Annotated in this window: 21 protein-coding genes, 1 pseudogene and 1 riboswitch; of the genes and pseudogenes, 8 read left to right on the top strand and 14 right to left on the bottom strand. The window is 57.8% G+C overall.

Annotated elements, in window-relative coordinates:
- The first annotated feature begins 133 nt into the window (after nucleotides 1-133).
- Nucleotides 134-1657 carry a trimethylamine methyltransferase family protein gene (locus tag WG622_RS15065; protein WP_339404341.1) on the top strand — a complete coding sequence of 508 codons (1524 nt, stop codon included), beginning with the start codon at nucleotides 134-136 and terminating at the stop codon, nucleotides 1655-1657.
- Here the strand turns inward: WG622_RS15065 and WG622_RS15060 are convergent.
- From WG622_RS15060 to WG622_RS15035, 6 genes are all read right to left on the bottom strand, one after another.
- Nucleotides 1654-2622, bottom strand: coding sequence for a LysR family transcriptional regulator (locus tag WG622_RS15060; RefSeq protein ID WP_339404340.1), 969 nt, complete (start codon nucleotides 2620-2622; stop codon nucleotides 1654-1656). The genes WG622_RS15065 and WG622_RS15060 overlap by 4 nt on opposite strands.
- A 68-nt stretch (nucleotides 2623-2690) precedes the next feature.
- Nucleotides 2691-3776: an ABC transporter ATP-binding protein gene (locus WG622_RS15055; RefSeq protein WP_339404339.1), complete on the bottom strand. Its 1086-nt coding sequence runs from the start codon at nucleotides 3774-3776 to the stop codon at nucleotides 2691-2693.
- Nucleotides 3777-3780: 4 nt separating this feature from the next.
- Nucleotides 3781-5430 carry an alpha-glucosidase family protein gene (locus tag WG622_RS15050; RefSeq protein ID WP_339404338.1) on the bottom strand — a complete coding sequence of 550 codons (1650 nt, stop codon included), beginning with the start codon at nucleotides 5428-5430 and terminating at the stop codon, nucleotides 3781-3783.
- Between the two features lie 10 nt (nucleotides 5431-5440).
- A complete protein-coding gene (locus WG622_RS15045; RefSeq protein ID WP_339404337.1) occupies nucleotides 5441-6589 on the bottom strand; it encodes a carbohydrate ABC transporter permease in 1149 nt (382 codons plus the stop codon).
- A 14-nt stretch (nucleotides 6590-6603) separates the two neighbouring features.
- The gene (locus WG622_RS15040; protein WP_339404336.1) at nucleotides 6604-7611 is read right to left on the bottom strand and encodes a carbohydrate ABC transporter permease; all 1008 of its coding nucleotides are present in this window, start codon (nucleotides 7609-7611) and stop codon (nucleotides 6604-6606) included.
- Between the two features lie 91 nt (nucleotides 7612-7702).
- Nucleotides 7703-9061 carry an ABC transporter substrate-binding protein gene (locus WG622_RS15035; RefSeq protein WP_339404335.1) on the bottom strand — a complete coding sequence of 453 codons (1359 nt, stop codon included), beginning with the start codon at nucleotides 9059-9061 and terminating at the stop codon, nucleotides 7703-7705.
- Between the two features lie 247 nt (nucleotides 9062-9308).
- Between WG622_RS15035 and WG622_RS15030 the strand changes: the two genes are divergently transcribed.
- Together WG622_RS15030 and WG622_RS15025 are read left to right on the top strand one after the other, a co-directional pair.
- Nucleotides 9309-10340, top strand: a complete 1032-nt coding sequence (locus tag WG622_RS15030; protein ID WP_339404334.1) for a LacI family DNA-binding transcriptional regulator — start codon at nucleotides 9309-9311, stop codon at nucleotides 10338-10340.
- 2 nt (nucleotides 10341-10342) lie between these two features.
- Nucleotides 10343-11665, top strand: coding sequence for a GH1 family beta-glucosidase (locus WG622_RS15025; RefSeq protein ID WP_339404332.1), 1323 nt, complete (start codon nucleotides 10343-10345; stop codon nucleotides 11663-11665).
- Here the strand turns inward: WG622_RS15025 and hutC are convergent.
- Nucleotides 11660-12364: a histidine utilization transcriptional repressor HutC gene (gene hutC / locus WG622_RS15020; protein WP_339404331.1), complete on the bottom strand. Its 705-nt coding sequence runs from the start codon at nucleotides 12362-12364 to the stop codon at nucleotides 11660-11662. The genes WG622_RS15025 and hutC overlap by 6 nt on opposite strands.
- Before the next feature lie 139 nt (nucleotides 12365-12503).
- Between hutC and hutI the strand changes: the two genes are divergently transcribed.
- Genes hutI through WG622_RS14995 form a run of 5 tightly spaced genes read left to right on the top strand, consistent with a single transcriptional unit; the run spans nucleotide 12504 to nucleotide 19085 of the window.
- Complete coding sequence (hutI, locus tag WG622_RS15015) at nucleotides 12504-13718, top strand: imidazolonepropionase (protein WP_339404330.1); 1215 nt, start codon at nucleotides 12504-12506, stop codon at nucleotides 13716-13718.
- On the top strand, nucleotides 13706-15241 hold the full coding sequence (hutH, locus tag WG622_RS15010) for a histidine ammonia-lyase (RefSeq protein ID WP_339404329.1): 1536 nt from the start codon (nucleotides 13706-13708) through the stop codon (nucleotides 15239-15241). The genes hutI and hutH overlap by 13 nt, the downstream gene beginning before the upstream one ends.
- Nucleotides 15241-16044: an N-formylglutamate deformylase gene (hutG, locus tag WG622_RS15005; RefSeq protein ID WP_339404328.1), complete on the top strand. Its 804-nt coding sequence runs from the start codon at nucleotides 15241-15243 to the stop codon at nucleotides 16042-16044. Before hutH ends, hutG begins: the two co-directional genes overlap by 1 nt.
- Nucleotides 16045-16048: 4 nt before the next feature.
- Nucleotides 16049-17719 carry a urocanate hydratase gene (gene hutU, locus WG622_RS15000; RefSeq protein WP_339404327.1) on the top strand — a complete coding sequence of 557 codons (1671 nt, stop codon included), beginning with the start codon at nucleotides 16049-16051 and terminating at the stop codon, nucleotides 17717-17719.
- Nucleotides 17720-17723: 4 nt separating this feature from the next.
- The gene (locus tag WG622_RS14995) at nucleotides 17724-19085 is read left to right on the top strand and encodes a formimidoylglutamate deiminase (RefSeq protein WP_339404326.1); all 1362 of its coding nucleotides are present in this window, start codon (nucleotides 17724-17726) and stop codon (nucleotides 19083-19085) included.
- On the opposite strand, the gene WG622_RS14990 is transcribed toward WG622_RS14995, so the two are convergent.
- From WG622_RS14990 to WG622_RS14960, 7 genes and pseudogenes are all read right to left on the bottom strand, one after another.
- On the bottom strand, nucleotides 19082-19912 hold the full coding sequence (locus WG622_RS14990; RefSeq protein ID WP_339404325.1) for a hypothetical protein: 831 nt from the start codon (nucleotides 19910-19912) through the stop codon (nucleotides 19082-19084). The genes WG622_RS14995 and WG622_RS14990 overlap by 4 nt on opposite strands.
- Nucleotides 19912-21477 carry an acyl-CoA synthetase gene (locus WG622_RS14985; protein WP_339404324.1) on the bottom strand — a complete coding sequence of 522 codons (1566 nt, stop codon included), beginning with the start codon at nucleotides 21475-21477 and terminating at the stop codon, nucleotides 19912-19914. The genes WG622_RS14990 and WG622_RS14985 overlap by 1 nt, the downstream gene beginning before the upstream one ends.
- A 77-nt stretch (nucleotides 21478-21554) precedes the next feature.
- Entirely contained in the window at nucleotides 21555-22604 is a 1050-nt protein-coding gene (locus WG622_RS14980) for a FecCD family ABC transporter permease (protein ID WP_339404323.1), read from the bottom strand.
- Nucleotides 22604-23539 (bottom strand): ABC transporter substrate-binding protein, encoded by a 936-nt coding sequence (locus WG622_RS14975; RefSeq protein ID WP_339404322.1) that lies wholly within the window; start codon nucleotides 23537-23539, stop codon nucleotides 22604-22606. Before WG622_RS14975 ends, WG622_RS14980 begins: the two co-directional genes overlap by 1 nt.
- Nucleotides 23540-23550: 11 nt before the next feature.
- Nucleotides 23551-24333 carry an ABC transporter ATP-binding protein gene (locus WG622_RS14970; protein ID WP_339404321.1) on the bottom strand — a complete coding sequence of 261 codons (783 nt, stop codon included), beginning with the start codon at nucleotides 24331-24333 and terminating at the stop codon, nucleotides 23551-23553.
- A complete protein-coding gene (locus WG622_RS14965; RefSeq protein WP_209357504.1) occupies nucleotides 24330-24737 on the bottom strand; it encodes a DUF1636 family protein in 408 nt (135 codons plus the stop codon). The genes WG622_RS14970 and WG622_RS14965 overlap by 4 nt, the downstream gene beginning before the upstream one ends.
- 105 nt (nucleotides 24738-24842) lie before the next feature.
- Nucleotides 24843-25055: riboswitch (cobalamin riboswitch) on the bottom strand.
- Nucleotides 25056-25312: 257 nt separating this feature from the next.
- Nucleotides 25313-25522 (bottom strand): annotated as a pseudogene (locus WG622_RS14960) (4-hydroxy-2-oxo-heptane-1,7-dioate aldolase); the annotation flags it as partial.

Here is a 25522-nt window from a genome sequence, read left to right as displayed (position 1 = left end):
CCGCATGATCAACGGAAACCGATGATGTTTGAGAATTTAGAAATTCTATTTCGAATATTTCGCACCAATGCACTTCTGATTGCGAAACACCCGCATGCGGCTTTCACTAAACGGGTCAAAAGCAGTGAGGCCCATGGACACACAACGCAGCAAAAGAGGCGGTCGCAAATCGCGCCTTGCGCAACGGGCGGCGAAGCCCGTGATCGATCCCTGTCCTCCAGGTCAGATCGGCGGCGCATATAAGCCGCTCACCGAAGGCGAGCTTTCGCAGATTTTTGACACGACGCTCGCGCTTTTGGCGAAGCTGGGGTTGGGTGAGGTGCCCGATCGTTTGCGCAAAGATCTGCTGGCAGTCGGTGCTGAGGAGGCCAGCAACGGGCGGGTACTCTTTCCTCCTGCGCTCGTTGAGGCTGCGATTGATCAAGCCGCCAAGACCTTTGTCCTGCATGGCCGCGATCCGGCGCGATCTGTCGAAGTTGGGGGCAACAAGGTCTACTTCGGGACAGGCGGTGCCGCGGTTCAGGCCCTTGATATCGACACGCAGGCCTATCGGCCTTCGACCTTGCAGGACCTGCATGATTTCACGCGGCTTCAGGATACGCTTGCCAATGTCAGTTGGTTCACGCGCTGCTGCATCGCGACCGATGTCGAGGATATCTATGATCTGGACATCAACACGGCCTATGCGCTGATCAAGAACACCACAAAGCCCACCGCGACCGCGTTCACATTGGCCGAACATGTCGCCCCCATCGTCGAGATGTTTGACATCGCCGCCGGAGGCCCGGGTGAATTCGCCAAGCGCCCCTTTGTCAAAGCCCACATCAGCCCGATTATTTCACCGATGCGCTACGGTGAGGACGCGGTGGACGTGGTCTATGAATGCATCAAACACAACGTGCCGATGTCCTGCATCACTGCCGCGCAGGCAGGTGCAACGGCCCCCGCACCTTTGGCGGGCTTTTTGGCGCAATCGCTGGCGGAAACTCTCGCCAGCCTCGTGATGGTCCACGCCATTCAGCCGGGTTTTCCGATGATCTTCTCCAATTGGCCCTTCGTCATCGACCTGCGGACCGGAGCTTTTGCCGGAGGGAGCGGGGAGACTGCCGTTCTCAACGCGGCCTCAGCGCAACTGTCGAACTGGTTGGGGTTGCCGTCGGGCGTGGCCAGTTCAATGACCGACGCCAAGGCGATCGATGCACAATATGGCGCTGAAAAGGGTCTGACGTCGATGGCAGCGGCCTTGGCTGGGGGGAACCTGATCTATGAAAGCTCAGGCATGACGTCGTCGCTTTTGGGCGCAAGCTTTGAGGGCTTCGTTCTGGATGACGAGATGCATTCAAACACCTACCGTGCCCTGCGAGGAATTGAGGTCAGCGAAGACAGTCTTGGGTTCGACGCCATCTGCGAGGCGGTTCTGGGCGAAGGACATTTTCTTGGAGGTCAGCAAACGCTTGAGGCCATGGAACGGGACTATTTCTATCCCGATCTGGCGGACCGGAATGACCCCAAAGCATGGACGGACGCGGGATCTGTGGATGCTTGGACGCGGGCGCGGGAGAAGGCGAAAACCATCCTCGCGGAGCATCACCCAGCCTATCTGACGCCCGAGCAAGACGCAGAAATAAGGGCGCGGTTTAACATTCTTTCGGCCTAGTCAATCAAGCCAAATTGACCTTTGAGCCACGGAGCCTGCGCATGCATCGAGGAAACGAGATCTGCTTCAATGCGCGCGCGCAGGAATGTGTCGATTTGGCGCAAAACTGACCGTGCGCAATCCGGCGTCCAAACCAAAGACAACCGACGACCAAAGCTTTTGCCCGGAAATGGATGTAGCACCAAATCCGGCTGAAACCGACGCGCTCGCGCAAACAAAAGCGGTGTCGTGATCGTCCAGCCCGCGCCTGCGGCGACCATTGCCATCAGCGTTTGGTTGCTGTCGCAGGCGAAATTCCTTGGGATAGTAATGCCCAGCCGCGCCAGTTGGGCCTCGATCTGCTGCGCGATGATGAGATCGCTGGTGAATTGCAGAAACGGAAGATCGCCAGTGCCTGCAAAGATCGCATCCACGCTCGGCGCGCCTTTGGCGGGCAAGACCACGGCGAAAGGATCGCGCAGCAGAGGTTTCTCTTCCAGATCGCGCAGCCGTTCCGGCGGGCTGACTGTGATCCCCATGTCCAGCTTTCGGTCTCGCAACTTGGCAAGAACGTCGCGACTTGAGGCGGTGTGATAGAGGAAATCGCATTCGGGCATTAGACGCGCCAGATGCACAGCCAGCGCCGGGGTGATGTCGCTGTCGAAATCCTCGATGCTCCCGATCCGCAGATACCGTGCTTCGATGAGGTTACCCGACGAGGCCTCGGCCTGCGCCTTGCGGATTGCGAGCAAGGCATCATCGATGTTGCGCAGAAAAACATGCCCTTTGGGCGTCAGGACCATCGGTCTGCGGCTGTGATCAAACAGCGCAATGCCGAGGTGATCCTCGAGGCTTTTAAGGTGATGAGACACCGTGCTGATCGACAGGCCCGTTTCCGCCGCCGTGTCCTGCAAAGACCCTTTGCGCGCGCAGATCTGGAATAGCTCGAGCCATTTGAGGCTGAGATCCTTGCGGTGAGCGGGCATGGGCACGTTCCTTCGGGTTTCTCGAAACTATAATTCGAGAAACACCCCGCTCGCAAAAGGTTTGTGACCTACATGCGCAGGCCAGTTGTGGCGTCAAAGACGTGCATTTTGGAGGGATCTGCCGTCAGCCGCACCGACGTGCCACGCAGGTTTTTGTGGATACCCGGTAGCTTGGCAATGTAAGGGTCTTGGCCCTCTGCCTTGTCGATATAGATCAAGGTGACTTCGCCGAGTGCTTCGGTGTAGCTCACGTCGCCTGAAAGAACCGCGTCCCCGTCTGTGAGGGTCAGGTCCTCAGGACGGACACCCAGATTGACAGTCCGGCCCTTGTCGCCGTCCGTGGTTGCCAGATTGCATACAGCGCTGCCGCCATTCTTCAGCGCGATTTTCGTCTGCGCGCCAGTCTCAACGATTTCACCTGCAAAAAGGTTCATTGCAGGCGAGCCAATGAATTGTGCCACAAATTCGTTTTGCGGAGTCTCGTAAAGCTCAAGCGGCGTGCCCACCTGCGCGATGCCCTTGTTGGCCAGAACGACGATGCGGCTGGCCAGAGTCATGGCTTCGACCTGATCGTGGGTCACATAGATCATGGTGCTGTCGGGCATCGCCTCTTTCAGACGCGCGATCTCGATCCGCGTCGCCACCCGAAGAGCCGCGTCGAGGTTGGAGAGCGGTTCGTCAAACAGATAGACCTTAGGGTCCCGCACAATCGAACGGCCAATCGCGACCCGCTGACGCTGACCACCAGAAAGCGCCTTGGGCAGGCGATCCAAATATTCGTCTAACTGCAGGATTTTGGCCGCGCGGGTTACGGCCTCATCAATTTCGGCTTTGCTCTTCTTCGCGATTTTCAGAGCAAAGGACATATTCTCGCGCACGGTCATATGCGGATAGAGCGCATAGCTTTGAAACACCATTGCAATGCCGCGCTGGGCGGGCGGGATGTCGTTCATCTCTTCGCCGTTGATTTCCAGTACGCCGCCGGTGATCTTTTCCAGCCCCGCAATCATGCGCAGCAAGGTGGATTTGCCGCAGCCGGATGGGCCCACAAAAACGATCAATTCTCCGGTTTTGATGTCCAGATTGATGTTGTTGAGGACATTGACGCTGCCGCCATAGGTCTTTTCGACATCGGTCAGTTTCAGGTCAGCCATGGGTCTATCCTTGTTTTGTCGCGATCACGCATTGCCAGGGGGCAAGGGTGAGGGTGGAGCTTGGCGCAACGGCGCCGACAGTGCTGCCAATCGAGGTCCATGCGCCGGCTGGCATGCTCACCTCTGAGGGCGCTTCAGACAGGTTAAAGGCGCAGAAGATGGTCTGCGTCTCACCCTTGCGGGTGAAGCTCAGAACGCGGTTTTCGGCCGCAAGATCCAGTTGATCGCCGGTCGAAAGGGCCGGGTTTGATTGGCGCAGTGCAATCGCGCGGCGGTAGTGGTTCAGCATCGACCCCGGGTCATCCTGCTGTCGATCCGCGGCCATGGCGGCCTGCATTTCACTGACCGGCAACCAGGGTTTGCTGGAACCAAAGCCCGCAAATTCGTCCTGTGCCTGCCAGACCATCGGCGTGCGGCACCCATCGCGTCCTTTGAATTCTGGCCAGAATTCAATGCCATAGGGATCTTGTAGGGCCTCAAACGGTACGTCGGCCTCCTGCAGGCCAAGCTCTTCGCCTTGGTAAAGGCAGGCTGATCCGCGCAGGCACATCATCAGCGTAGCATAGGTCTTGGCGGCCTCTTCCGACAGGTTCCAGCGCGATGCGTGTCGTTTCACGTCGTGGTTGGAAAACGCCCAGCAGGCCCAAGCGTTGCTTGCCACCGCGTTCAGTTTGTCCATCACGTCTTTGACGAAATCTGCTGTTGCGGGTTTGGACTCGAGGAACTCGAAGGCATAGCACATATGCATGCGCTTATCGCCGTCGGTGTATTGGCCCATGATCTCCAGCCCGCGCTGGGCGTCACCGACCTCGCCAAGGCAAGCACGGCCCTCGTATTCGTCACATAGCGCGCGAAGGCGCTCCAGGAACGCAAGGTTCTCGGGCTGGCTTTTGGAATAGAGGTGATCCTGATGGTTATAGGGGTTCACCATCGGCGCGATCGAGGCATTGCGGGCCTCGCGCGGCAGGGCGGGATTGCTGCGCAGTTCCTTGTCGTGGAAATAGAAGTTGATCGTGTCCAGGCGGAACCCATCCACGCCGCGATCCAGCCAGAACCGCGCGACATCCAACAGTGCGTCCTGCACGTCGACACAGTGGAAGTTCAGATCCGGCTGAGAGGCGAGGAAGTTGTGCAGATAGTACTGCTCGCGACGTGTATCCCATTGCCAAGCCGAGCCGCCAAAGATCGACAGCCAGTTGTTGGGCGGCGTGCCGTCCTCATTGGGATCGGCCCAGACGAACCAGTCAGATTTCGGATTGTCGCGCGACTTGCGGCTTTCACCGAACCAGACGTGTTGATCCGAGGTGTGCGACAACACAAGATCGATCATAATGCGAATGCCGCGGGCATGCGCCTTGTCGAGCAGCTCGTCGAAATCCGCCAGCGTGCCAAACATCGGGTCCACGTCGCGATAATCGCTGACGTCATATCCAAAGTCCTTCATCGGAGACTTGAAGAATGGCGAGATCCAGATCGCATCGACCCCAAGGGACTCGATGTAGTCAAGACGGCTGGTGATGCCCTTAAGGTCTCCGATGCCGTCGCCGTTGCTGTCCTGGAAGCTGCGCGGATAGATCTGATAGATCACCCCGCCGCGCCACCAATCGGCGTTTGATGTGGATTTAACAGGTGCGAGTTCTGCGGCCTGAGTCATTTAAGTTGTCCTATTTCACGGACCCGGCCAGCAAACCGCGGACCAGGTATTTCTGCATTGCAAAGAAAACAAGAAGGGGCACCGCCATGGACACAAAGCCTGCGGTGGCGAGGATCTCCCAGTTGCCGCCGCGTGTGCCCAGCATCTCGACGATGCGGTTCGTCATCACGGTGGTCTGGCCGGTGGCGTCGATCAGGAAAACCTTGGCAACCAAGAGGTCATTCCACGTCCAGAGGAACTGGAAGATCGCGAAAGAGGCCAGCGCCGGGAAGCTCAGTGGCAGGATGATCTTGGTGAAGATCTGGAAGTCCGTCGCTCCGTCTACGCGCGCGTTCTCGATAATGTCACGGGGTAGGCCGACCATATAATTGCGCAAAAGATAGATCGCGAGCGGCAGGCCGAACCCGGTGTGCGCAAGCCAGACGCCAAGGTAGCCTTTGCCGATGCCAATGCCGAGGTGCAGTTTCAACAGAGGGATCAGCGCCAGTTGCAGCGGCACCACCAAGAGTCCCACGACGAACGCGATCAACAGCGGTCGCCCCGGAAATTCCATCCACGCCAATGCATAGGCCGCAAAAGCTGCGATCAAGATCGGGATGATGGTCGCGGGGATTGTCACCGTGAGTGTGCTGACAAAAGCAGTTCCCATGTTCTCCGAAGGCGACCCGCTGAAGAGGATCTTGTTATAGTTGTCCAAGGTGAACTCTGGTGGTGTGGTCGCGGTTACAAAGACGCGTTGACCGCGAGAGCCCGAGAACTCCTCAGTGTTTTCCATCCGGTAGTTGCCAGCCGCATCTACAGTGATCGTGCCGCCACGCCGCAACTCTGCGGCCTCGCCGGGAACAAAGGCGTTGATGTCTCGGGAACTAATGCCCCAGCTGGACACCGATGCGTCAAAGCCTTCTTCGAAAAGCGTGCCTTCGATCACGAACATGCCATCGATATTGACCTGAGTGTCAGGCGCAGCCGCCCGGATCGTCAGGTTCTGCTCAGCCGGGAACAGCGCCTTCCACCAGCCGCCGGTCGAAATCTGATCCGTCGTGCGGAAGGATGACACGAACAGCCCAACCGTCGGGAACATCCAGAGCACCACAAGGGCCGCGACTGATATATGTACGACCCAGGTGAGCGTCGATTTTTGGCCTGCGATATTGTCCATAGATCCGCCCTCCCTCAGCGCATTTCTCGGCGCGCGTTGCGCACGTTCCAGACAAGGATCGGCGTCACGAGCAGCATGATGACCATCGCGGCGGCCGACCCCATGCCCCAGTCATTGGCACGGAACAGTTTGTCGAACATGTAATTGGCCAAGACCTGCGTTTCCCATTGGCCGTTGGTCATGGCAAAGACGATGTCAAAGACCTTGAGCACGGCGATCGTGATCGTCGTCCAGACCACAAGGATCGTATTGCGGATCTGAGGCACTTTGATTTTGAAAAAGATCTGGAACGGGTTCGCGCCGTCTACAATCGCGGCCTCGACGGTTTCTTCGGGAATGCCACGTAAAGCGGCCGACAGGATCACCATGGCAAAGCCCGTTTGGATCCAGATCAGGACGATCATCAGGAAGAAGTTGTTCCAGAAGGGAACGGTTAGCCAAGTCTGCGGCTCTCCGCCGCTAAAGAAAATATAGAGCGCGTTTAGGATGCCGATCTGCTCGGTGCCTTCGGGGCGCGCGTCATAAACCAGTTTCCAGATCACCGAGGCGCCGACCAAAGAGATCGCCATGGGCATAAAGATCAGCGATTTCGCGATATTGCCCCAGGAAATGCGGTCCGTCAGCTGCGCGGCCAGCAAACCAAAACCGGTCGAGGCCGCAGGCACCACAAAAAGCCAGAGCATATTGTTGCGCATGCTTTCCCAGAACTTGGGTTCCGCGAACATTTTTGTGTAATTCTCAAGTCCCACGAACTCATAACGATTGCCAGGAAGGCGTTCGGTCAGCGACAGGCGCAGGGTCTCAAACACCGGATAGGCCAGATAGAGCGACAGGGCGAAAAAGGCTGGAAACAGGAACAGCCAAGGGCGGATCTGGTTGGCGCGGTTGATGTTGCGACCAGCGTTGGGACCCTTGGCAGGGTAGAGCACCTTATCCAGAAACAGGTTTGAAAAGTAGAAATATCCGACGCAGCCAATCACACCAATTGCGATGGTCATCACGCCTTGAAGCGCTGGATGCATGGGGCCCTCGTACCGTTGAGAAATTGTTAAGGAGAAGGATAGCCTAGGGGCGGCGGTTAAGTCATGCCGCCCCTAGAGCAGGAGGAAGATCTTACTTCAGAGCATCCCAGGAAGCTTGGATCTCATCCGCAACGGTCTGAGCGTCCTTGCCACCAGTGTAGTCGACCATACCGGTCCAGAAGGTGCCTGCACCTACGCCGCCTGGCATCAGGTCAGAGCCGTCGAAGCGGAAGGTGGTCGCGTCGATCAGGATCTGACCCTGCTTGCGCAGCGTGTCGTTCAGATAGGCTTGCAGATTGACGCCTTTATGTGGTGTCAGGAAGCCGGTCTGTGCCATCATGATCTCATGTGCGATTGGCAGCTGCAGGAAGTTCATGAACTCGGTGGTTGCGTCAGAGGCGTTGGTGATCGCCATCAGAGTACCACCGCCCAGAACTGGGTTGCCGAGGTCTTTGCTCGCGTAAGATGGGAAGTAGAAGAAGTCCGCATCTACGCCGAACTCAACATCTTCTGGGAAGAATGCTGGAACGAAGGACGCCTGACGGTGCATGTAGCACTGTGGAGGCGAAGAGAAGAGACCCTTAGGGCTGTCGCGGAAGTCGGTGGAGGCAACTGCGCCCGCACCGCCAGACACTTTCGCGTCGTCACGTGCAAACCAACCAAACTCTTCGATCGCAGCAACGACGCGTGGGTCGTTGAAGGCCATTTCGTTGCTGGTCCATGCGTCATAGACGTCTGCTGGCTGGGTGCGCAGCATGATGTCTTCGACCCAGTCGGTCGCTGGCCAGCCGGTCGCTGCGCCGGAACCCAGACCGATGCACCATGGGGTCTCACCCTCGGCGACAATCTGATCGGTAAGAGCACGCAGCTCTTCCATCGAGGTCGGGATGTCATAGCCCGCGTCTTCGAAGTTTTCTGGGTTGTACCAGACCAAAGACTTTACGTTCACGTTGTAGAAGAAGCCGAACAGCTGATCCGCGCCGTTTGCGTCGGCATAGGTGCCCAGATCAACCCAGGAAGACCCTGCGCCGTAGTTGTTCGCAACCCAGTCGCCCATGCCTGCAGGCAGTGGGCTCAGAAGGCCACGCGCTGCAAGGTCTGCTGCGAGACCCGGCTGCGGGAAGACTGCGATGTTGGGGGCTGCGCCTGCTTCGGCGTCAATAACGATCTGCTGTTCAAAGCTGTCAGAGCCGACGTAGGTTACGTCTGCACCGGTCGCTGCTTCGAAGTAAGCGATCATGTTGTCAAAGAAGCCATCCTCTGGGGCCAGCCATGGGCCAGAGATGGTGACGGACTGACCGGACAGGTCCGGAGCGCCATCGGAATAGGTTGTGTAGCTGTCCCAGCTGAAGGGGCCTTCGCCCACCGGAAATGCCAAATGGCCACCGGCAGAAGCAGCACCGGCCGACAGGGCAATAGCCGCTGAGCCTGCGTAAAGTGCAGATTTCATGGTTTTCCTCCCAAAATGCGCTCTCGCGCTAACTCGTAATTCGATTTCAAAGGCTTTCAAAGCGCTTTGAATGGCATTTTTATAGCGCTAACGACAGCCCGGATGTCAACAAGGAAATTTCAGACTCTAAATAATCCCCTTTTATATATGGACAAAATTAACTTTCTTGCGTGGTTCGCGAAATCCGATGTAAACCTTTGAGACGAATCGTACGCCTTAGGAAATTTGAAACCGCTTTGGACGCAGTATGAACCTGAAAGAGCTCTCAGAGATCTTGGGATTGTCCCAAACAACCGTCAGCCGCGCGCTGAACGGCTATCCTGAGGTGAACGCGGAAACGCGCGAGCGGGTTGAGGCTGCGGCGCGCAAGCATAACTACAGTCCGAACCGGCGGGCGACGAGCTTGGCGACTGGCCGGTCAATGACCATTGGTCACGTTATTCCTGCCTCGACGCAGCACGAAATGGTCAACCCGATCTTTGGGGATTTCGTAGCGGGTGCTGCAGGCGTCTATGGTGAGGAAGGCTACGACATGCTGTTTTCGCATGTCACCGATGGGGACGAAGAACGCGCCTACACAGATCTCAAGCGCAAAGGGACGGTCGATGGCGTTATCGTGCAGGGCCCAAAAGTAAACGACGCGCGGATCGAGGTTTTGACGCGGCTTGGGTTGCCCTTTGTGGTGCATGGACGGTCCTCGGGCGCTGGGCAGGACTATAGTTGGGTCGATGTGAACAACCGCCGCTCCTTTAAGCGGGCAACAGAGTTTCTTCTGGATCTTGGGCATCGCCGCATCGCTTTGATCAACGGTCTCGAAGACATGGACTTCGCGCAACGTCGCCGCGCTGGATACCTTGAGGCGCTGGCTGAGCGTGGTGTCACGCCTGACCCGGCATTGATGCGCAGCGCCGAGATGACTGAGGTTTATGGTCACCACGAAACACGCGACATGCTGGCCTTGTCCGATCCCCCGACTGCTATCCTCGCGGCCTCGATGATTTCTGCAATTGGCGTGCGGCGCGCAATCGAAGAAGCGGGGCTGACGATTGGCAAGGATGTCTCGGTCATCACCCATGACGATGAGCTGTCCTATCTGCGTAACGGGCAAGATGTTCCGATCTTCACCGCGACCCGATCGTCCGTGCATCAAGCGGGGCGGGTGCTGGCCGAAATGCTATTGCGGCGGATCGAGGAGCCATCAGTGGTTCCAGAGCAAATACTTCTAGAAGCTGAACTTGTTGTTGGCAGGTCCACAGGACCGGCCCCAACCGGAGACTAAACATGAAATTCACACGACGCGATTTTCCGAACGGGTTTCTGTTCGGAGCGGCCACCTCTGCGTATCAAATCGAAGGTCACCAATTTGGCGGTGCTGGCGAAACCCATTGGGACACCTTCGCCAAGGCACCCGGCAATGTCGTGCGGGCCGAGGATGGCGCGCGCGCCTGTGACCATTATCACCTCTATGAACAAGACTTTGACTTGCTGCAGGACGCAGGCTTCGATGCCTATCGTTTTTCCACAAGCTGGGCGCGGGTGCTGCCGGAGGGGACGGGAACGGTCAATCAGGAAGGGTTGGATTACTATGATCGCCTAACGGATGCCCTGCTTGAACGCAGGTTGAAGCCGATGGCCACGCTTTACCATTGGGAGCTGCCGTCAGCCCTAGCGGACAAAGGCGGTTGGACGAATGGTGACATCGCCAAATGGTTCGCAGATTTCACCGAGATCATCATGGGTCGCATCGGGGATCGCATGTATTCAGTCGCGCCGGTCAACGAACCTTGGTGTGTCAGCTGGTTAAGCCATTTCCTGGGTCACCATGCACCGGGACGTCGAGACATTCGCGCGGCCGCGCGGGCGATGCACCATGTGTTGCTTTCTCATGGCACAGCGATCCAGGCCATGCGCACTTTGGGTATGAAAAACCTTGGAGGTGTTTTCAATCTCGAGTGGGCAGATCCCGCAGATGACAGTGCCGAAGCCGCCGAAGCAGCAGCGCTTTATGACGGGTATTACAATCGGTTCTTCTTGGGTGGTGTATTCAAAAAAGCTTATCCCGAGAATGTGTTAGCCGAGCTCGAGCGCTACCTCCCGGTTGGGTGGCAGGATGATTTCGATACGATTTCCCAGCCATTGGATTGGTGCGGTATCAACTACTACACCCGCAAACTTCTCGCGCCAAATGACGGCCCCTGGCCGCATCACGACGAGGTCGAAGGCCCCTTGCCCAAAACGCAAATGGAGTGGGAAATCTATCCAGAAGGTCTCTACAAATTCCTGAAGCGTACGGCTGATGAATATACCGGAGACCTGCCGCTTTTCGTCACCGAGAACGGTATGGCCAATTCGGATGTCTGCGTGGATGGGGTGGTGCCGGATCAGGCTCGGATCGACTATTTCAACCAGCACCTTGGTGCGGTCAAGCAAGCGATCTCAGAGGGTGTTCCAGTCGCGGGATACGTCGCGTGGTCGTTGCTCGACAACTACGAATGGGCGCTAGGTTATAAAAAATGTTTCGGCCTTGTGCACGTGGATTTTGACACGCTGAAACGCACACCCAAGGATTCGATGAAGGCCTTTGCGCAGATGCTGCGCTCATAGGCGCGTGGTCATTTTGTAGCCGGGGGCAAAGTAAAGCCGCGCGTGAGTCACCGGCTGCGCACGCAGCCAGGTGGTGCGCTGCGTGGTAAAGATTGGGTCGCCGTCGCGCGCGTCCAGAAATTCCGCGATATGCTTGTCGGCCTTGGAGGCGCTGAACGAGACTTCAAGATCCGTGAAGGGCAACTCCTGCGCAAGCCAAGCGCCCGGGCCGATTTGGGTGAAATCTGTGTCTAAAGCGGAGGGGGCGCTGTCGACGACAATCCAACGTACTTCGAATTGAAACGGCGTATTGTCGGCAAAATGCATGCATTCCAGATAGAGAACAGATTGCGCAGATCCCGTGGCTAGCGTCGCCGACAACCAGCTTGGAATGTCGATGACCTCTCGTTTCACCAATGAATAGCGATAGGTCCGGCCTGCCTCGACGATTTCGTCGCCCACTTGAGGAATGGTGAACTGAGCCTTGCGCAAGGGCGCGTTCAGGACGCGTGTGCCCGCTTTGCGTTTTCTTTCCAGAAACCCTTCTTCGGCCAGTTCGCGCAAGGCGCGGTTCACTGTCGTGCGGGTGCTGGAAAACTCATCAGCCAGCTCAATTTCGCTGGGCAAAAGGCTGTCAGGGGCCCAAATCCGCTTTTGGATGCGGTCCAACACAACGCGCTTGATGTCTTTGTAGCTCATATTGTCGCGTTGGGTCGCCATGTCTGGTGCCTGATTTGCCGAGGGTTAATCGCATTAATAGTGGACATAACCCAAAATAAGAAGCGCGAAGGCCTGCTTTTATGTATAGACATAAAAATATAAAAAGCATACCTAATACATAGATGATGAAAGAGGGTTCATGTCGTCACGGAAAATCTTTGCTGGAGGTCCGGTCGCAACCATGGATGGGGATGCGCCCTATGGTCTTTTGCCTGATGGGGCCGTTGCCGTTGCGGATGGTTTGATCGCGTGGGTTGGGGCTGCGAGCGATGTGCCTACAGCCTTTGAGGGATATGAAAAGCACGACTTAAAAGGCCGCCTGATCACGCCTGCTTTGATCGATTGCCACACGCATGTCGTTTACGGCGGCAATCGTGCGCGGGAATTCGAAATGCGTTTGCAAGGCGCGACCTATGAAGAGGTCGCGCGGGCAGGGGGCGGCATTGTCTCGACAGTCAAAGCGACCCGTGCTGCGTCGCTCGATGAACTCGTGCAAGACGCTTTGCCGCGCGTGGATGCGATGATCGCCGAGGGGGTCTCTACCATCGAGATCAAATCCGGCTATGGGCTGGATCTGGAAACTGAGCTGCGGATGCTGCGGGCCGCACGCCAGATCGCGATCCTGCGCCAGATTGATGTTCAAACAACATACCTCGGCGCGCATGCGACTCCCCCGGAGTATAAGGGCCGAGAGGATGCCTATATCGACGAAGTTGTTCTTCCCGCGCTCGATGACGCCCATGCAGAAGGTTTGGTCGATGCGGTCGACGGTTTCTGCGAGGGTATCGCGTTCCAGCCCCATCACATCGCGCGAGTCTTTGACGCGGCAAAAGCGCTTGGCTTGCCCGTCAAACTACATGCAGAACAGCTCAGCAACCTCGGAGGCGCAAAACTCGCCGCGTCCTACGGTGCTTTGTCCGCGGACCACATCGAATATCTCGACGAAGACGGTGTGATCGCGATGGCAGACGCGGGCACGATTGGGGTGGTCCTGCCGGGGGCATTTTACACGCTGCGCGAAACGCAAAAGCCGCCCATCGATCTGTTGCGCCAACATAATGTGCCGATTGCGCTGGCGACGGATTGCAATCCGGGTTCGTCTCCGCTGACCTCACTCTTGCTGACGATGAATATGGCGAGCACGCTGTTCCGATTGACTCCAGAGGAGTCTCTTGCCGGCGTCACGCGCAATGCGGCGCGGGCTTTGGGTCTGGCGGACCGGGGTGTCGTTGCCCAAGGGCTGCGTGCGGATCTTGCGATTTGGGACGTCAGCCACCCGTCTGAACTTGCCTATCGCATCGGGTTCAACCCCTTACACACACGTATTTTCGGAGGTGAGCTGTGCAGCGCATAACGCTCGTACCCGGGCAAGTGAGCTTGGCCCAATTGGAAGCCGTCTATCGTCAAGAGGCGGTCGCACAGCTTGACGAAGGGTGCCGCGATACAGTTGGTCGTGCGGCGGCGCGGATTGCGGAGGCTGCAGATGGGGATGTGCCCGTCTATGGCGTAAATACCGGCTTTGGAAAACTCGCGAGCCTTAAGATCGAAGCCAAAGACACAGCCAAGCTGCAGCGCAACCTGATCCTGAGCCATTGTTGCGGCGTCGGCGAGGCGATGCCCGCCGAATTGGTCCGGCTGATGATGACGCTCAAGCTGCTTAGTTTTGGGCGTGGCGCGTCCGGTGTGCGATGGGACCTCGTTCAGCTTTTGCAGGATATGTTGGCTCTCGGCGTGACCCCCATCGTGCCCGCCCAGGGATCCGTCGGAGCCTCAGGCGACCTCGCGCCTTTGTCTCATATGACGGCGGTTTTGATCGGCGAAGGCGAGGCGGATTTTCAGGGCGAAACACTCCCCGGACAAAAAGCTTTGGCCAAAGCGGGTCTCACGGCCATTGAGCTAGGCCCCAAAGAAGGGCTGGCCTTCATCAACGGCACACAGTTTTCGACAGCCTACGCCTTGGCGGGCCTGTTTGAGGCATGGCGCGCGGCACGGAATGCTTTGGCGATTTCGGCGTTGTCGACTGACGCGATCATGGGCTCCACCGCGCCGCTGCAGCCAGAGATTCATTCCTTGCGTGGTCATCGCGGCCAGATCGAGGCGGCCAGTGCGATGCGTGCGATCCTTGAGGGTTCGGAGATCCGCGAGAGCCACCGTGAAGGCGACAGCCGCGTGCAGGATCCCTACTGCATTCGCTGTCAGCCGCAGGTCACAGGCGCTGCGATGGATGTCTTGCGCCAAGCCGCCGTGACTCTTGAAATCGAAGCAAATGCCGCGACGGACAATCCTTTGGTTTTGACCGAAGCAGGGTTGATCGTGTCCGGTGGAAATTTTCATGCGGAACCGGTGGGTTTCGCCGCCGATATGATCGCCTTGGCCCTGTCAGAAATCGGGGCCATCGCCCAGCGGCGCATTGCCTTGATGGTCGATCCTACCCTCAGCTTTGACCTGCCTCCGTTCGTGACGCCTGAGCCCGGATTGAACTCAGGCCTGATGATTGCCGAAGTCACCACCGCCGCCTTGATGAGCGAAAACAAACATCTCGCCAACCCCTGCGTGACCGACAGCACGCCGACCTCGGCCAACCAAGAAGACCACGTCTCGATGGCCGCGCATGGGGCGCGGCGGTTGGGGCAGATGTGCGAAAACCTGAACCACATTCTGGGTGTCGAGCTATTGTGTGCCGCCCAAGGTGTCGAGTTCCGCGCGCCTTTGGTCACGAGCGTGCCTTTGCAGAACGCCGTCGCCCGCCTGCGAGAAGACATTTCGCCCCTGACAGATGACCGCTATATGGCGCCCGATCTCAGTCGAGCGAAAGAGCTTGTCGCGTCGGGTGCGATCATTGCTGCTATGGGCTCTGACATGCCGGAGCTTGGGTGATGCAGGTATTTGATGTCATCTCTGGCGATGGTCCGATCGTGATGGGCCAACCGCATGGGGGAACCCATGTGCCGCCTGAAATTGCCGTGCGGCTAAACCAGAATGGCGCGGCTTTGTCGGATACGGACTGGCATATAACCAGACTCTATGAAGGGCTTTTGCCGTCGGCGAGTGTGGTTAAATCCAATGTTCACCGCTATGTGATCGACGCCAATCGGGATCCTGACGGCCTGTCGCTCTATCCGGGCCAAAACACGACGACGCTGGTGCCTTTGACCGATTTCGATGGGCGGCCCATCTGGAAGCACGGGCAAGAGCCGTCTGAGGACGAGATCGAAACCCGCCGTATGACCTATCACGCGCCGTATCATAAGGCTTTGTCGGATGCTTTGAACACCGCAAAGGCCAGGCATGGCGTTGCGATCCTGTTTGATTGCCACTCGATCCGTTCAAACATCCCGTTCTTGTTTGACGGAGAATTGCCTGTCTTCAACACCGGAACCAATTCGGGCGAAACATGTGCCCCTCAGATCGAGGCAGCAGTGAACGACGCCGCGCAATCCTCGGGCATGTCTTCTGTTCTGAACGGCCGCTTCAAAGGCGGCTGGACCACGCGCCACTATGGGCGGCCTGACGCCGGAACCCATGCCATCCAAATGGAGCTCGCACAGCGAGCCTACATGCATGAGGCGGCACCTTGGGCCTATGCCAAGGACCGCGCGGATCAAGTTCGCCCGGTGCTGCAGCACATGCTTGAAACCCTAAACGACCTCGCCCTGTCGGGCGCATTGGCAAAGGAGTGACCCAATGAGCGATCCTCGCAAGAACAGCCGCGATGTCTTTCCTCCGATAGGCACCGAGCTCAATGCCAAAAGCTGGCTCACGGAAGCGCCGTTGCGGATGTTGATGAACAACCTGCATCCGGATGTAGCCGAGAACCCGCATGAGTTGGTGGTTTATGGTGGTATCGGCCGCGCGGCGCGGACATGGAAGGATTTCGATCTGATCGTCGACAGCCTCAAGGATCTTGAGGCCGATGAGACTCTGATCGTGCAATCCGGCAAACCCATCGCAATCATCAAGACCCACAAAGATGCACCACGGGTCTTGATCGCGAATTCTAACCTCGTGCCGCATTGGGCAAATTGGGATCACTTCAACGCGCTCGATAAGAAGGGCCTCGCGATGTATGGCCAGATGACCGCGGGATCGTGGATCTATATCGGCTCGCAGGGCATCGTTCAGGGCACTTATGAAACCTTTATTGAGGCAGGCCGGCAGCACTATGGCGGCGACCTCAAAGGGCGCTGGATCCTGACAGGCGGTCTTGGGGGTATGGGCGGCGCGCAACCCTTGGCAGCCGTCATGGCGGGGGCCTGCTGTCTGGCCGTGGAATGCGACGAAAAATCCGCCGAGTTCCGCAAGCGTACACGCTACGTCGATGAGATTACCCATAATCTGGACGACGCCCTTGCGATGATCGAGCAATGGACAAAGGCAGGAGAGGCCAAATCCGTTGGCCTTATTGGCAACGCGGCTGACGTCTTCCCCGAGATCTACAGGCGCGGCATTCGCCCGGATATCGTGACGGATCAGACCTCGGCGCATGACCCGCTGAATGGATATTTGCCGCAAGGCTGGAGCGTCGCCGAATGGCGCGCCAAGGCAGAGACCGCCCCGAAAGAGGTCGAGGCCGCGGCCCGCGCCTCGATGAAAGTGCACGTCGCGGCCATGGTGGATTTCTGGAACGATGGGGTGCCGACGCTCGACTACGGCAACAACATTCGCCAGGTGGCTTTGGAAGAAGGGCTTAAGAACGCTTTCGCCTTCCCGGGCTTTGTGCCCGCCTATATCCGCCCGCTCTTTTGCAAAGGTATTGGCCCGTTTCGTTGGGCCGCTTTGTCCGGTGATCCAGAGGATATTTACAAGACCGACCAGAAGGTCAAAGAGCTGCTGCCCGACAACACCCATCTGCACAATTGGCTCGATATGGCGCGCGAGCGCATCGCGTTTCAGGGCCTACCTGCACGGATCTGCTGGGTGGGTCTAGGGGATCGCCACCGCTTGGGTCTGGCCTTCAACGAGATGGTCAAGACCGGAGAACTGAAGGCTCCGGTTGTGATTGGGCGCGACCATTTGGATTCAGGCTCTGTCGCGTCGCCAAACCGCGAGACCGAGGCAATGATGGACGGATCTGATGCGGTTTCAGACTGGCCGCTTCTGAACGCACTTGTGAACACGGCGTCAGGGGCGACATGGGTTTCCTTGCATCATGGCGGAGGCGTTGGCATGGGGTTCAGCCAACACGCAGGTGTCGTGATCTGCGCGGATGGCTCTGATGAAGCAGCGGAGCGTCTGAAGCGGGTCTTGTGGAATGACCCGGCCTCTGGCGTTTGGCGTCACGCGGATGCGGGATATGAGGCCGCGAAAGACTGCGCAAGGGTCAACGGTCTTCGGCTTCCTGCGATTTTGGGCTGAGGGGATGCGTATTCACGCCCGACATATGTTGATGGGGCACAATTGGGTTTCTGACGCGCTGGTGACCAGTGCCGACGGTAAAATCGCATCCATCAATCTCGGTGTGCAGCCCGCCTCTCAAGACCACCGCGTCGACATCCTACTGCCTGCGCTCGCAAACCTGCACAGCCATACGTTCCAGCGTGCCATGGCCGGAATGACCGAAGTGCGCGCGGCGGGCAAAGAGAGTTTCTGGACGTGGCGCGACCTCATGTATCGCTTCCTGAACCACCTGACGCCAGACCACTACGAAGCCATCGCCGCCTTGGCCTTTATGGAGATGCAAGAGGCCGGATTCGCTTCGGTCGGAGAATTCCACTATGTGCATCAGCAACTGGGTGGCGCGCCCTATGACGACCTGGCCGAACTCAGTGCGCGTGTGTTTTCAGCGGCCAGTGACACAGGCATTGGCCTGACGCATTTGCCGGTGCTCTACACCCACGGCGGGGTCAATCAAGAGCCCTTGTCAGGTGGTCAACTGCGATTTGCCAACGACGTCGAGGGCTTTCTCAAACTGCACGAGGCCTGCGTATCCCAGATGGGTCATTTGCCGGAAGATTCCAATCTCGGCATCGCGCCTCATTCCTTGCGGGCAACCTCTCCGGGCGATTTGACACAGGTTCTTGAGGCCACACCCAGCGGCCCCGTCCACATCCATATTGCTGAACAAACACGAGAAGTCGACGAGGTGCAGGCCAAGCTAGGTGCGCGCCCCGTGGAATGGCTGCTTGATCACGTGGAGGTCGACACGCGGTGGTGCCTCGTTCATGCAACGCATATGAGCGATGCTGAAACCGCCGCGCTTGCCCAAAGTGGCGCGGTCGCGGGTCTGTGCCCGATCACCGAAGCCAACCTCGGAGACGGAGCATTTAGCGGACCCAAATTTCTCGAACACGGCGGTGCTTTTGGCGTGGGCTCGGATTCAAACGTGCGGATCTCTGTGGCCGAAGAATTGCGAACGCTGGAATATTCGCAACGGCTGCGGGACATGCAGCGCAACCTTATGATCAAAAGGGCCGGCTCTGTTGGACAGGCTTTGTATTTAGGTGCTGCGAAGGGCGGCGCACAGGCCCTTGGCCGCGCGTCCGGAGAGATCAAAGTCGGGCTTTGGGCGGATCTCGTTGCGCTTGATCAAAACCGTCCGTCTCTTTGCGCCCTAAGGCCAGATCAATTCCTGGACGGGTTTTGTTTTGCGGGAGGCAATGACCTTGTCACCGATTGCTGGTCAGCGGGCCGACATATGGTGAAAGACGGTTTACATGTGCGTCGAGAGGCAATCCTTTCGCGCTATCGATCTGCAATGTCGGACTTGGTTTCCGCGCTTTAGCTGGTGCGTCGCAAAACCAGTTCAGCAGTCACTAAAATTGCGTTTTCGCCTCGCGCGAGACGGCCGCTCATGATCTCGCTGCCGTCAATCCCTACGATGACGATTTCTGGCGTGGGGGCATCAGCTCCAACGCGCGCGTCTGTGAACAGAAATTCGGTGGCGTGGCTGTCCAAAACAGAACCGTCCTCAAACACGGCTCCGATCAGGCTGCCCAATCCCACAAACTCGGCAGCGCCCCAACCGAGGTCTTGCACCGCAGCTTCCAACGCGATTGTGACGTCCTGGTTCGGCGTCAATTTTAGCGCGGCATAGCCTTGGTCTCGCGCATCCAAGTTCTTTACCGTGAACAGATCAAAGTTCGTCTCAGGATCGGGTTGTCGATCAAATTGAGCCCCGATCAAGCCGATGCCCTTTGCCACAACGGGTTCAGACAAAACGCTGTTGGGCGCGAGGATATGGCCGAAGGCGTCCTCGACTGTCGCATCGCCCCATAGCCCGTGGCCGTGCAGAAAGCTCTGACCTTTGTGCTGCCCAACGATAATGCCAAGACGCGTGATCAGGCCGTTCTCAAGGCTGTGGGTTTTGGAGTACCACGCCACATGCTTGTCGTCCGGCGCGTGGTCGGGGATCACGTAGTTCAGACTCTCAAACGGAGCCCCGGAAAGAGTGAGCCAGGCACTGTCGACCCCTTGATCTTTCAAGGCTTCGGCGACTGCGGTTTCCAGTGGGATACCCGCCGCAAGTGTCACAGCGATGGGACGGCCTTCGCAGGCCACGACCTGTTGACGTTCAACTGCGATCGGCCCCGGATGTTTAATCGTTCGCATCAGGCTAAGCCCCCTGATTGACGCCGTTCCAGTTCCGCGCGCACGAGACGTTTGGCCATTTTCCCGTAGCCTGACTTCGGGATCTCGTCCCAGATATGGAACTGACGGGGCATCTTGTAGGACGCGATTTTGTCCTTAAGAAAGGCCTCCAGTTCGGCTGCTTGAACATTTTCGTCAATTTCCAACGCCACGACCGCGACGCCGATCTCTCCCCAGGTGTCATCAGGAATGCCAAAGATGGCCACCTCGGAGACTGACGGATGGGTCAACAACTTCTCTTCGATCTCGCGCGGATAGATGTTGGAGCCGCCCGAGATATACATGTCTGACGCCCGCCCGGTGATATAGACATAGCCGTCGGGGTCCATATGCCCAAGGTCGCCGGTGCGGAACATGCCATTGCGGAAACTCTCGGCATTGGCTTTCGGGTTTTGCCAATAGCCCGCAAAGACCGCAGGGCCGGTGACGCAGATTTCACCGGTGACATTCGGTGCGCAGGGGGTGCCGTCCTCGGCTTGGATCTCGACCTGCATGCCGGTGCGGGGATAGCCGCAGGTGCCGTCGCGGCTGTGATCGGTGGCGCTGTGGTCTTCGGTTGGAAAGACAGTGATCGCGCCCGTGACCTCTCCGAGGCCGAAGTATTGGACGATCACAGGCCCCAGAGTTTCGAGCGCGCGGATCTGATCGGCCCGATACATGGGCGCGCCGGCATAGATCACGTGCTTGAGCGTGCTGTGGTCAAACTGCGAGACCTCGGGCGCCTCGACCATACGCTTGAGTATGGTGGGCACTGTGAACATATTGGTGACGCCATATGTCTCCACCAGACGCCAGATTTCCTCGGTGTCAAGCTGTGGCGAGGTGGGGAGGATCGTCGGCGCGCCTTTGGCCGCGATCATCAGATGATGCATGCCCGCGCCATGTGACAAAGGCGCGACCACCAACGAGGCGTCCGCCTTTGTAGCACCGGGAACCAGATCGCAGAGGTGATTGTTGATCACGAACCCCAACTGCCCTTGAGTAAGCATCGCGGCTTTGGGTCGGCCAGACGTGCCGGATGTGAAAAACAGCCAAGCTAGATCGTCGCGGTCAACCACGGCCAGAGGTGGCGTAGATGTGACCTCGCCCATCAGGGTGTCAATGCTCGGCGCGAAATCGGCGTCACCGATTGCGATGATCTTTTCAGGGCCCTTGACCTTCGCGTGCTCGGGGAAGGCTGCGTCGCACAAAAGGAGCTTGGCCCCTGAAAGCTCGGCCATCCACGCCAGATCATCGGGCGCGCCGCGAAAATTCGCGGGCACCCATGCCGCACCCAGGCGAAAGCAGGCATACATGCTTTCGATCATCTGGTTGCAATTGCGCGACTGCACCAGAACCCGGTCGCCTTTAGAGACGCCATGATCTGCGAAAACAGCGGCCATGGCCTTAACGCGCGCATCAAAGGCGGCCCAATCCCAGACCTTGTCACCCCAGATGACCGCTGGCTGGTCTTTAAGCCGACGGGCCTGTTGCTCGGGGAAATGGGCCAGGTTCATAGTCCGAGTGGAAAATGGCGGGATCGTCATGTGCTGGCCCTTTGCAACTGCTACGCTGGGTCTAGGCTATATCTGAAATCCATCGCGGGCCAGCGATCTGATTGCACCTAGCGTCTGCTCAGCAACCAGACAAAGAAACACCCGCCAATAAGGCCTGTTACGATGCCGATGGGCATGTCCTCGGGTGCCATGATCGTGCGGGCGGCGATGTCGGCCCACAGCACGAAAACGGCTCCGAGCAAAGCTGAAACGGGGATGAGTTTCTGATAGTCGCCACCGACCAAAAGCCGCGCGATATGGGGCATCATCAAGCCGACGAAGCCGATCATACCGGAAAAGGCCACCATGACCCCGGTGATCAGCGCGCCAATTACAAAGACTGACAGGCGGAACCGTACGACGTTTAGGCCAAGAGTGGCGGCTGTTTCGTCGCCAATGGTCATCGCGTTCAGGTCAGCGGATCTGACATAGAGCCAACCCAGACAGGGGAGCAGAATGATCAGCGGATAGATCAGGTGGGACCATTGCGCGAGGCCTAAGCCTCCGAGCATCCAAAAGACGACCGTGTGGGTGGCGCGCGGATCGCCCAGAAAAATCAGAATATTGGCGCAGGCCATAATGATGAAGGAAATCGCAACACCCGTCAGAACGAGGCGGTCGGCGCTTGTGGCCGAAGCAAAGCTGGACACCGCAAGCACCAAAAGGGTTGCCACCAATGCGCCTGCGAAGGCCAACAGAGGCACGGTCAGAAGGCCAAGGAAAAGCCCCGTGTGCAGTAATGCAAGGATCGCTCCAAAAGCGCCACCAGATGAGATTCCCAGCAGATGCGGATCGGCCAGAGGGTTGCGTGTCACCGCTTGCAGTGACGCCCCCACGGCGGCTAATCCAGCGCCAACCATCAAGGCCAGCAACGCGCGCGGGAAGCGGATGTCCCAAACAATCGCAGTTCGGCCCTTAGACCAGCTGGTTTCAATCAAGTCGGGGGAAAGCTTGTTCAGCACCACCCCCCAGACAGTGCTCGCTGGCACTGGAACTGCGCCCACGCTGACGGCTACGGTGACCGAAGCCAGCAGCAAAATCGCCGCAAGCACAATGTTGCGAGACAAAGAGCCTGCCCATTTAAACGGGCGGGTTTTGCTGGCTTCGGTGCGGACCATCAGTTGCTCCAGAACCCGTCGGCCAGTTTCTTGACCGCGTTGATGTTGCGTGGACCTGGGGTCGCTTCAACATATTCCAGTGTCACGAAACGGTCGTTTTTCACGGCGTCCAGATCTGCGAAAGCAGGGTTGTTCATCATGAAGGCACGCTTTTCTTCGGCGGTCACATTGCCGTAGTTCACGATCACAACGACCTCTGGGTTGCGCTCGACCACGGCTTCCCAAGTGACGGTGCCCCAGCTTTTTTCAAAGTCGTTCATGATGTTGGTGCCGCCTGCTGCTTCGATCAGAGCGGTTGGCATCGCGTAAAGACCTGCGGTGAACGGGGTGTCTTCGCCAGAGTCATAAACGAACACGCGCAGCGGCTCGTCTGCGGTTTCCAGAGAACCGGTGAACTCGGCCAGCTCGGCCTTGTAGCCGTCAACCAAGGCCTCGGCCTTGTCTTTGACGTCAAAGATCGTGCCGAGGTTCAGGATGTCATTGTACATATCATCCATGCTGGCTTTGCCTTTTTCACTGATGTGAATGCAGCTTTCGGTCAGCTCATAGACGTCGATGCCAAAGGGCGCGAGGGTCTCTGGCGTGACTTCGCCGCCGACCTTCATGCCATAGTTCCAGCCCGCAAAAAAGAAATCCGCATCCGCGCCGATCAGCACTTCCTTGGTTGGGTATTTGGCCGAAAGCTCAGGCAGTTCCTCAACGCCCGCGCGCATCTCTTCGTCCAGGGTTTTCCAGCCGGAAATGCCTGTGTAGCCAACCATTTTGTCCGCCAGTCCCAGCACCAGCATCATTTCAGTCAGGTTGACGTCGTTAGAGATCGCGGCCTGTGGCACGCCGTCAAAAGTTACCTCGCGGTCACAGCTTTGCACCGTGGTCTCAGCAAGCGTCACTGACGCAACACAAGACAGCCCCATAGCGAGAGGGAGGAGTTTCATTGGGGAACCTTTCAAGAATTTAATTGGAAAGAGAAGTGGTTGTTCTGGCTTTTGCTTAGCTTTTCAAGCTGAGCAGTCACGCTGAATGCGCCAGAGACCAGAGTTTCTGTCAGAACCTCTTCAGGAGGTCCGAATGCGATTGTGTGGCCGTGTTCCATCACCAAAATATCATCGCAATAGGCTGCGGCTACATTGAGGTCGTGCAAAGAGACGACGACCGTCACATCCATATCTTTCACCAGCTGCAAAAGCTCGAGCTGGTGTTGGATGTCGAGGTGGTTCGTGGGCTCGTCCAAAACCAACAGACGCGGCTCTTGCGCGAGGGCGCGGGCCATCATGACGCGCTGGCGTTCTCCGCCTGACAGCGTGCCAAGCTGTCGATCTGCGAGCTCTGACAGGTCTGCCTGTTCAAGAACCCTTTCGATGATCTGCGCACAAGTCTGGCCCGGCGAGGAAAATCCCAAACGATGGGGGAGGCGACCAAGGGTCACGATGTCTCGGACGGTCAGAGCAAAGTCGTTGGGTTGTTCCTGCAAGACCGCCGCAACAATGCGGGCCGCGGACCTTGGCGCGATCGCCCAGATGTCTTGGTCGTCGACTTTGATCGTGCCCGTCGTTGGGGCCTGATAGCGATACAAGGACCGAAGCAGCGTGGATTTACCCGCGCCATTTGCGCCAACGACACCAAGGATACGCCCGCAGTCCAGCGTAAAACTGGTGGGATGCAGAATAAAAGGCGCTTTTCGCGAGGGGCGCCAGCTGAGGTTCTCGACTGTGAGTTTCGCGTGGCTCAATGCGCAAACTCCTCTGTCGGTTCCAGCGCGATCATGCTCGAAGGTACCCGCGCGAGCGTCGACTTGCGCAGCTTGCCGGGACGATCGACCGAAGAACACCAGCCGTCGTGGAGATAGGCGTATTGCTGAGCGAATTCGACCAGGTCCTGAATGTCGGTGTCCGGGTCAATATCGCCGAACAGGTAGGTCGCCTTTTGCGAACCATAGTACGCCACGGTGCAGGGCCGGTCGCACCCTGCCATGCAGGCGACCCCAGAGATTTCAAAATCCTCGGGAATCGCATCACCTGCCATTTCGATGGCGCTGCGTAGTTTCTTGATGAGATCAAAGCCCGGCTTACAGCTCGTGCCCTTGTGCTTGCAGCTCGTACAAACTGTAATTCTATGAGACGTCGTTTTGCCCATGTCGCCCTCCGCGCATGTGCGGGGCGAAAAAGGAGCCAGATTTTTGAACGGCTACGGCCGAAAAAGAAGTCATATTAGCTACCTTCCGAGCCACCCCGCCCGGGTTAAGTTACACATTCGATGGCAGGTCTCCTGACTTACGGCTTGTATCGGTCTATCCCTTCCCAGCCCGAATGGGGGCCAGTGGTTTGACAGAGCGCTTACCGTTCACAGTTGCGGGGGCAGTCGCTGAATTGGCACATATGTTGCGCCGCACAGCGTTCCCTTTTCATCCCTATGTGCCGAGGCACGTCGAGAACCATCTCAAACCGACGTGCCTGTCCTCGTTGAGTCTGTCAAGTCGGCAATTGCTTGGGCGCAAGTTTGCGATCTAGTTTGTGCAAGTTTGATTGGGCTTGCTGCTGAGCCAATACAGCATTTTGCAGACCTGATCGGGTGTATTGCCCCACCATCATAAATGGGTCGCGCAGCTGGTGATTGCGTCGTCCGTTTTGATCGGGACTGCACTGACCGTGATCATCGCATCTTTCTGGCTGTTGGTTCTTCCCTAATCCAGTTCGTTTGGTTCTGCGGGGTCAAAACTCAGCACGAAGCGCGAGTATGGACTGGCTGAGCAAAACTTGATCCACTGCCACAGCGGTAAAGCTTGATCCCAATTCGATCCAGCGCTTCGCGGCTTCTACATTGAGATCCATGAGCCCAATGGGCATGCCGATGGCCTTGCACCTCTCAAAGGCCTGCTCGATGGTTTTCACGACCTCAGGATGATCGAACTGACCCGGATA

The sequence above is a fragment of the Cognatishimia coralii genome, assembly GCF_037478305.1.
GTDB lineage: Bacteria > Pseudomonadota > Alphaproteobacteria > Rhodobacterales > Rhodobacteraceae > Cognatishimia > Cognatishimia coralii.
This window is presented reverse-complemented; position numbering and strand designations above follow the sequence as displayed.

What these genes read in the sequence shown, in the direction of transcription:
- WG622_RS15065 (WP_339404341.1), top strand. Translation starts at nt 134, where the DNA reads ATGGACACACAACGCAGCAAAAGAGGCGGTCGCAAATCGCGCCTTGCG.
- WG622_RS15060 (WP_339404340.1), bottom strand. Translation starts at nt 2,622, where the DNA reads ATGCCCGCTCACCGCAAGGATCTCAGCCTCAAATGGCTCGAGCTATTC.
- WG622_RS15055 (WP_339404339.1), bottom strand. Translation starts at nt 3,776, where the DNA reads ATGGCTGACCTGAAACTGACCGATGTCGAAAAGACCTATGGCGGCAGC.
- WG622_RS15050 (WP_339404338.1), bottom strand. Translation starts at nt 5,430, where the DNA reads ATGACTCAGGCCGCAGAACTCGCACCTGTTAAATCCACATCAAACGCC.
- WG622_RS15045 (WP_339404337.1), bottom strand. Translation starts at nt 6,589, where the DNA reads ATGGACAATATCGCAGGCCAAAAATCGACGCTCACCTGGGTCGTACAT.
- WG622_RS15040 (WP_339404336.1), bottom strand. Translation starts at nt 7,611, where the DNA reads ATGCATCCAGCGCTTCAAGGCGTGATGACCATCGCAATTGGTGTGATT.
- WG622_RS15035 (WP_339404335.1), bottom strand. Translation starts at nt 9,061, where the DNA reads ATGAAATCTGCACTTTACGCAGGCTCAGCGGCTATTGCCCTGTCGGCC.
- WG622_RS15030 (WP_339404334.1), top strand. Translation starts at nt 9,309, where the DNA reads ATGAACCTGAAAGAGCTCTCAGAGATCTTGGGATTGTCCCAAACAACC.
- WG622_RS15025 (WP_339404332.1), top strand. Translation starts at nt 10,343, where the DNA reads ATGAAATTCACACGACGCGATTTTCCGAACGGGTTTCTGTTCGGAGCG.
- hutC (WP_339404331.1), bottom strand. Translation starts at nt 12,364, where the DNA reads ATGGCGACCCAACGCGACAATATGAGCTACAAAGACATCAAGCGCGTT.
- hutI (WP_339404330.1), top strand. Translation starts at nt 12,504, where the DNA reads ATGTCGTCACGGAAAATCTTTGCTGGAGGTCCGGTCGCAACCATGGAT.
- hutG (WP_339404328.1), top strand. Translation starts at nt 15,241, where the DNA reads ATGCAGGTATTTGATGTCATCTCTGGCGATGGTCCGATCGTGATGGGC.
- hutU (WP_339404327.1), top strand. Translation starts at nt 16,049, where the DNA reads ATGAGCGATCCTCGCAAGAACAGCCGCGATGTCTTTCCTCCGATAGGC.
- WG622_RS14995 (WP_339404326.1), top strand. Translation starts at nt 17,724, where the DNA reads ATGCGTATTCACGCCCGACATATGTTGATGGGGCACAATTGGGTTTCT.
- WG622_RS14990 (WP_339404325.1), bottom strand. Translation starts at nt 19,912, where the DNA reads ATGCGAACGATTAAACATCCGGGGCCGATCGCAGTTGAACGTCAACAG.
- WG622_RS14985 (WP_339404324.1), bottom strand. Translation starts at nt 21,477, where the DNA reads ATGACGATCCCGCCATTTTCCACTCGGACTATGAACCTGGCCCATTTC.
- WG622_RS14980 (WP_339404323.1), bottom strand. Translation starts at nt 22,604, where the DNA reads ATGGTCCGCACCGAAGCCAGCAAAACCCGCCCGTTTAAATGGGCAGGC.
- WG622_RS14975 (WP_339404322.1), bottom strand. Translation starts at nt 23,539, where the DNA reads ATGAAACTCCTCCCTCTCGCTATGGGGCTGTCTTGTGTTGCGTCAGTG.
- WG622_RS14965 (WP_209357504.1), bottom strand. Translation starts at nt 24,737, where the DNA reads ATGGGCAAAACGACGTCTCATAGAATTACAGTTTGTACGAGCTGCAAG.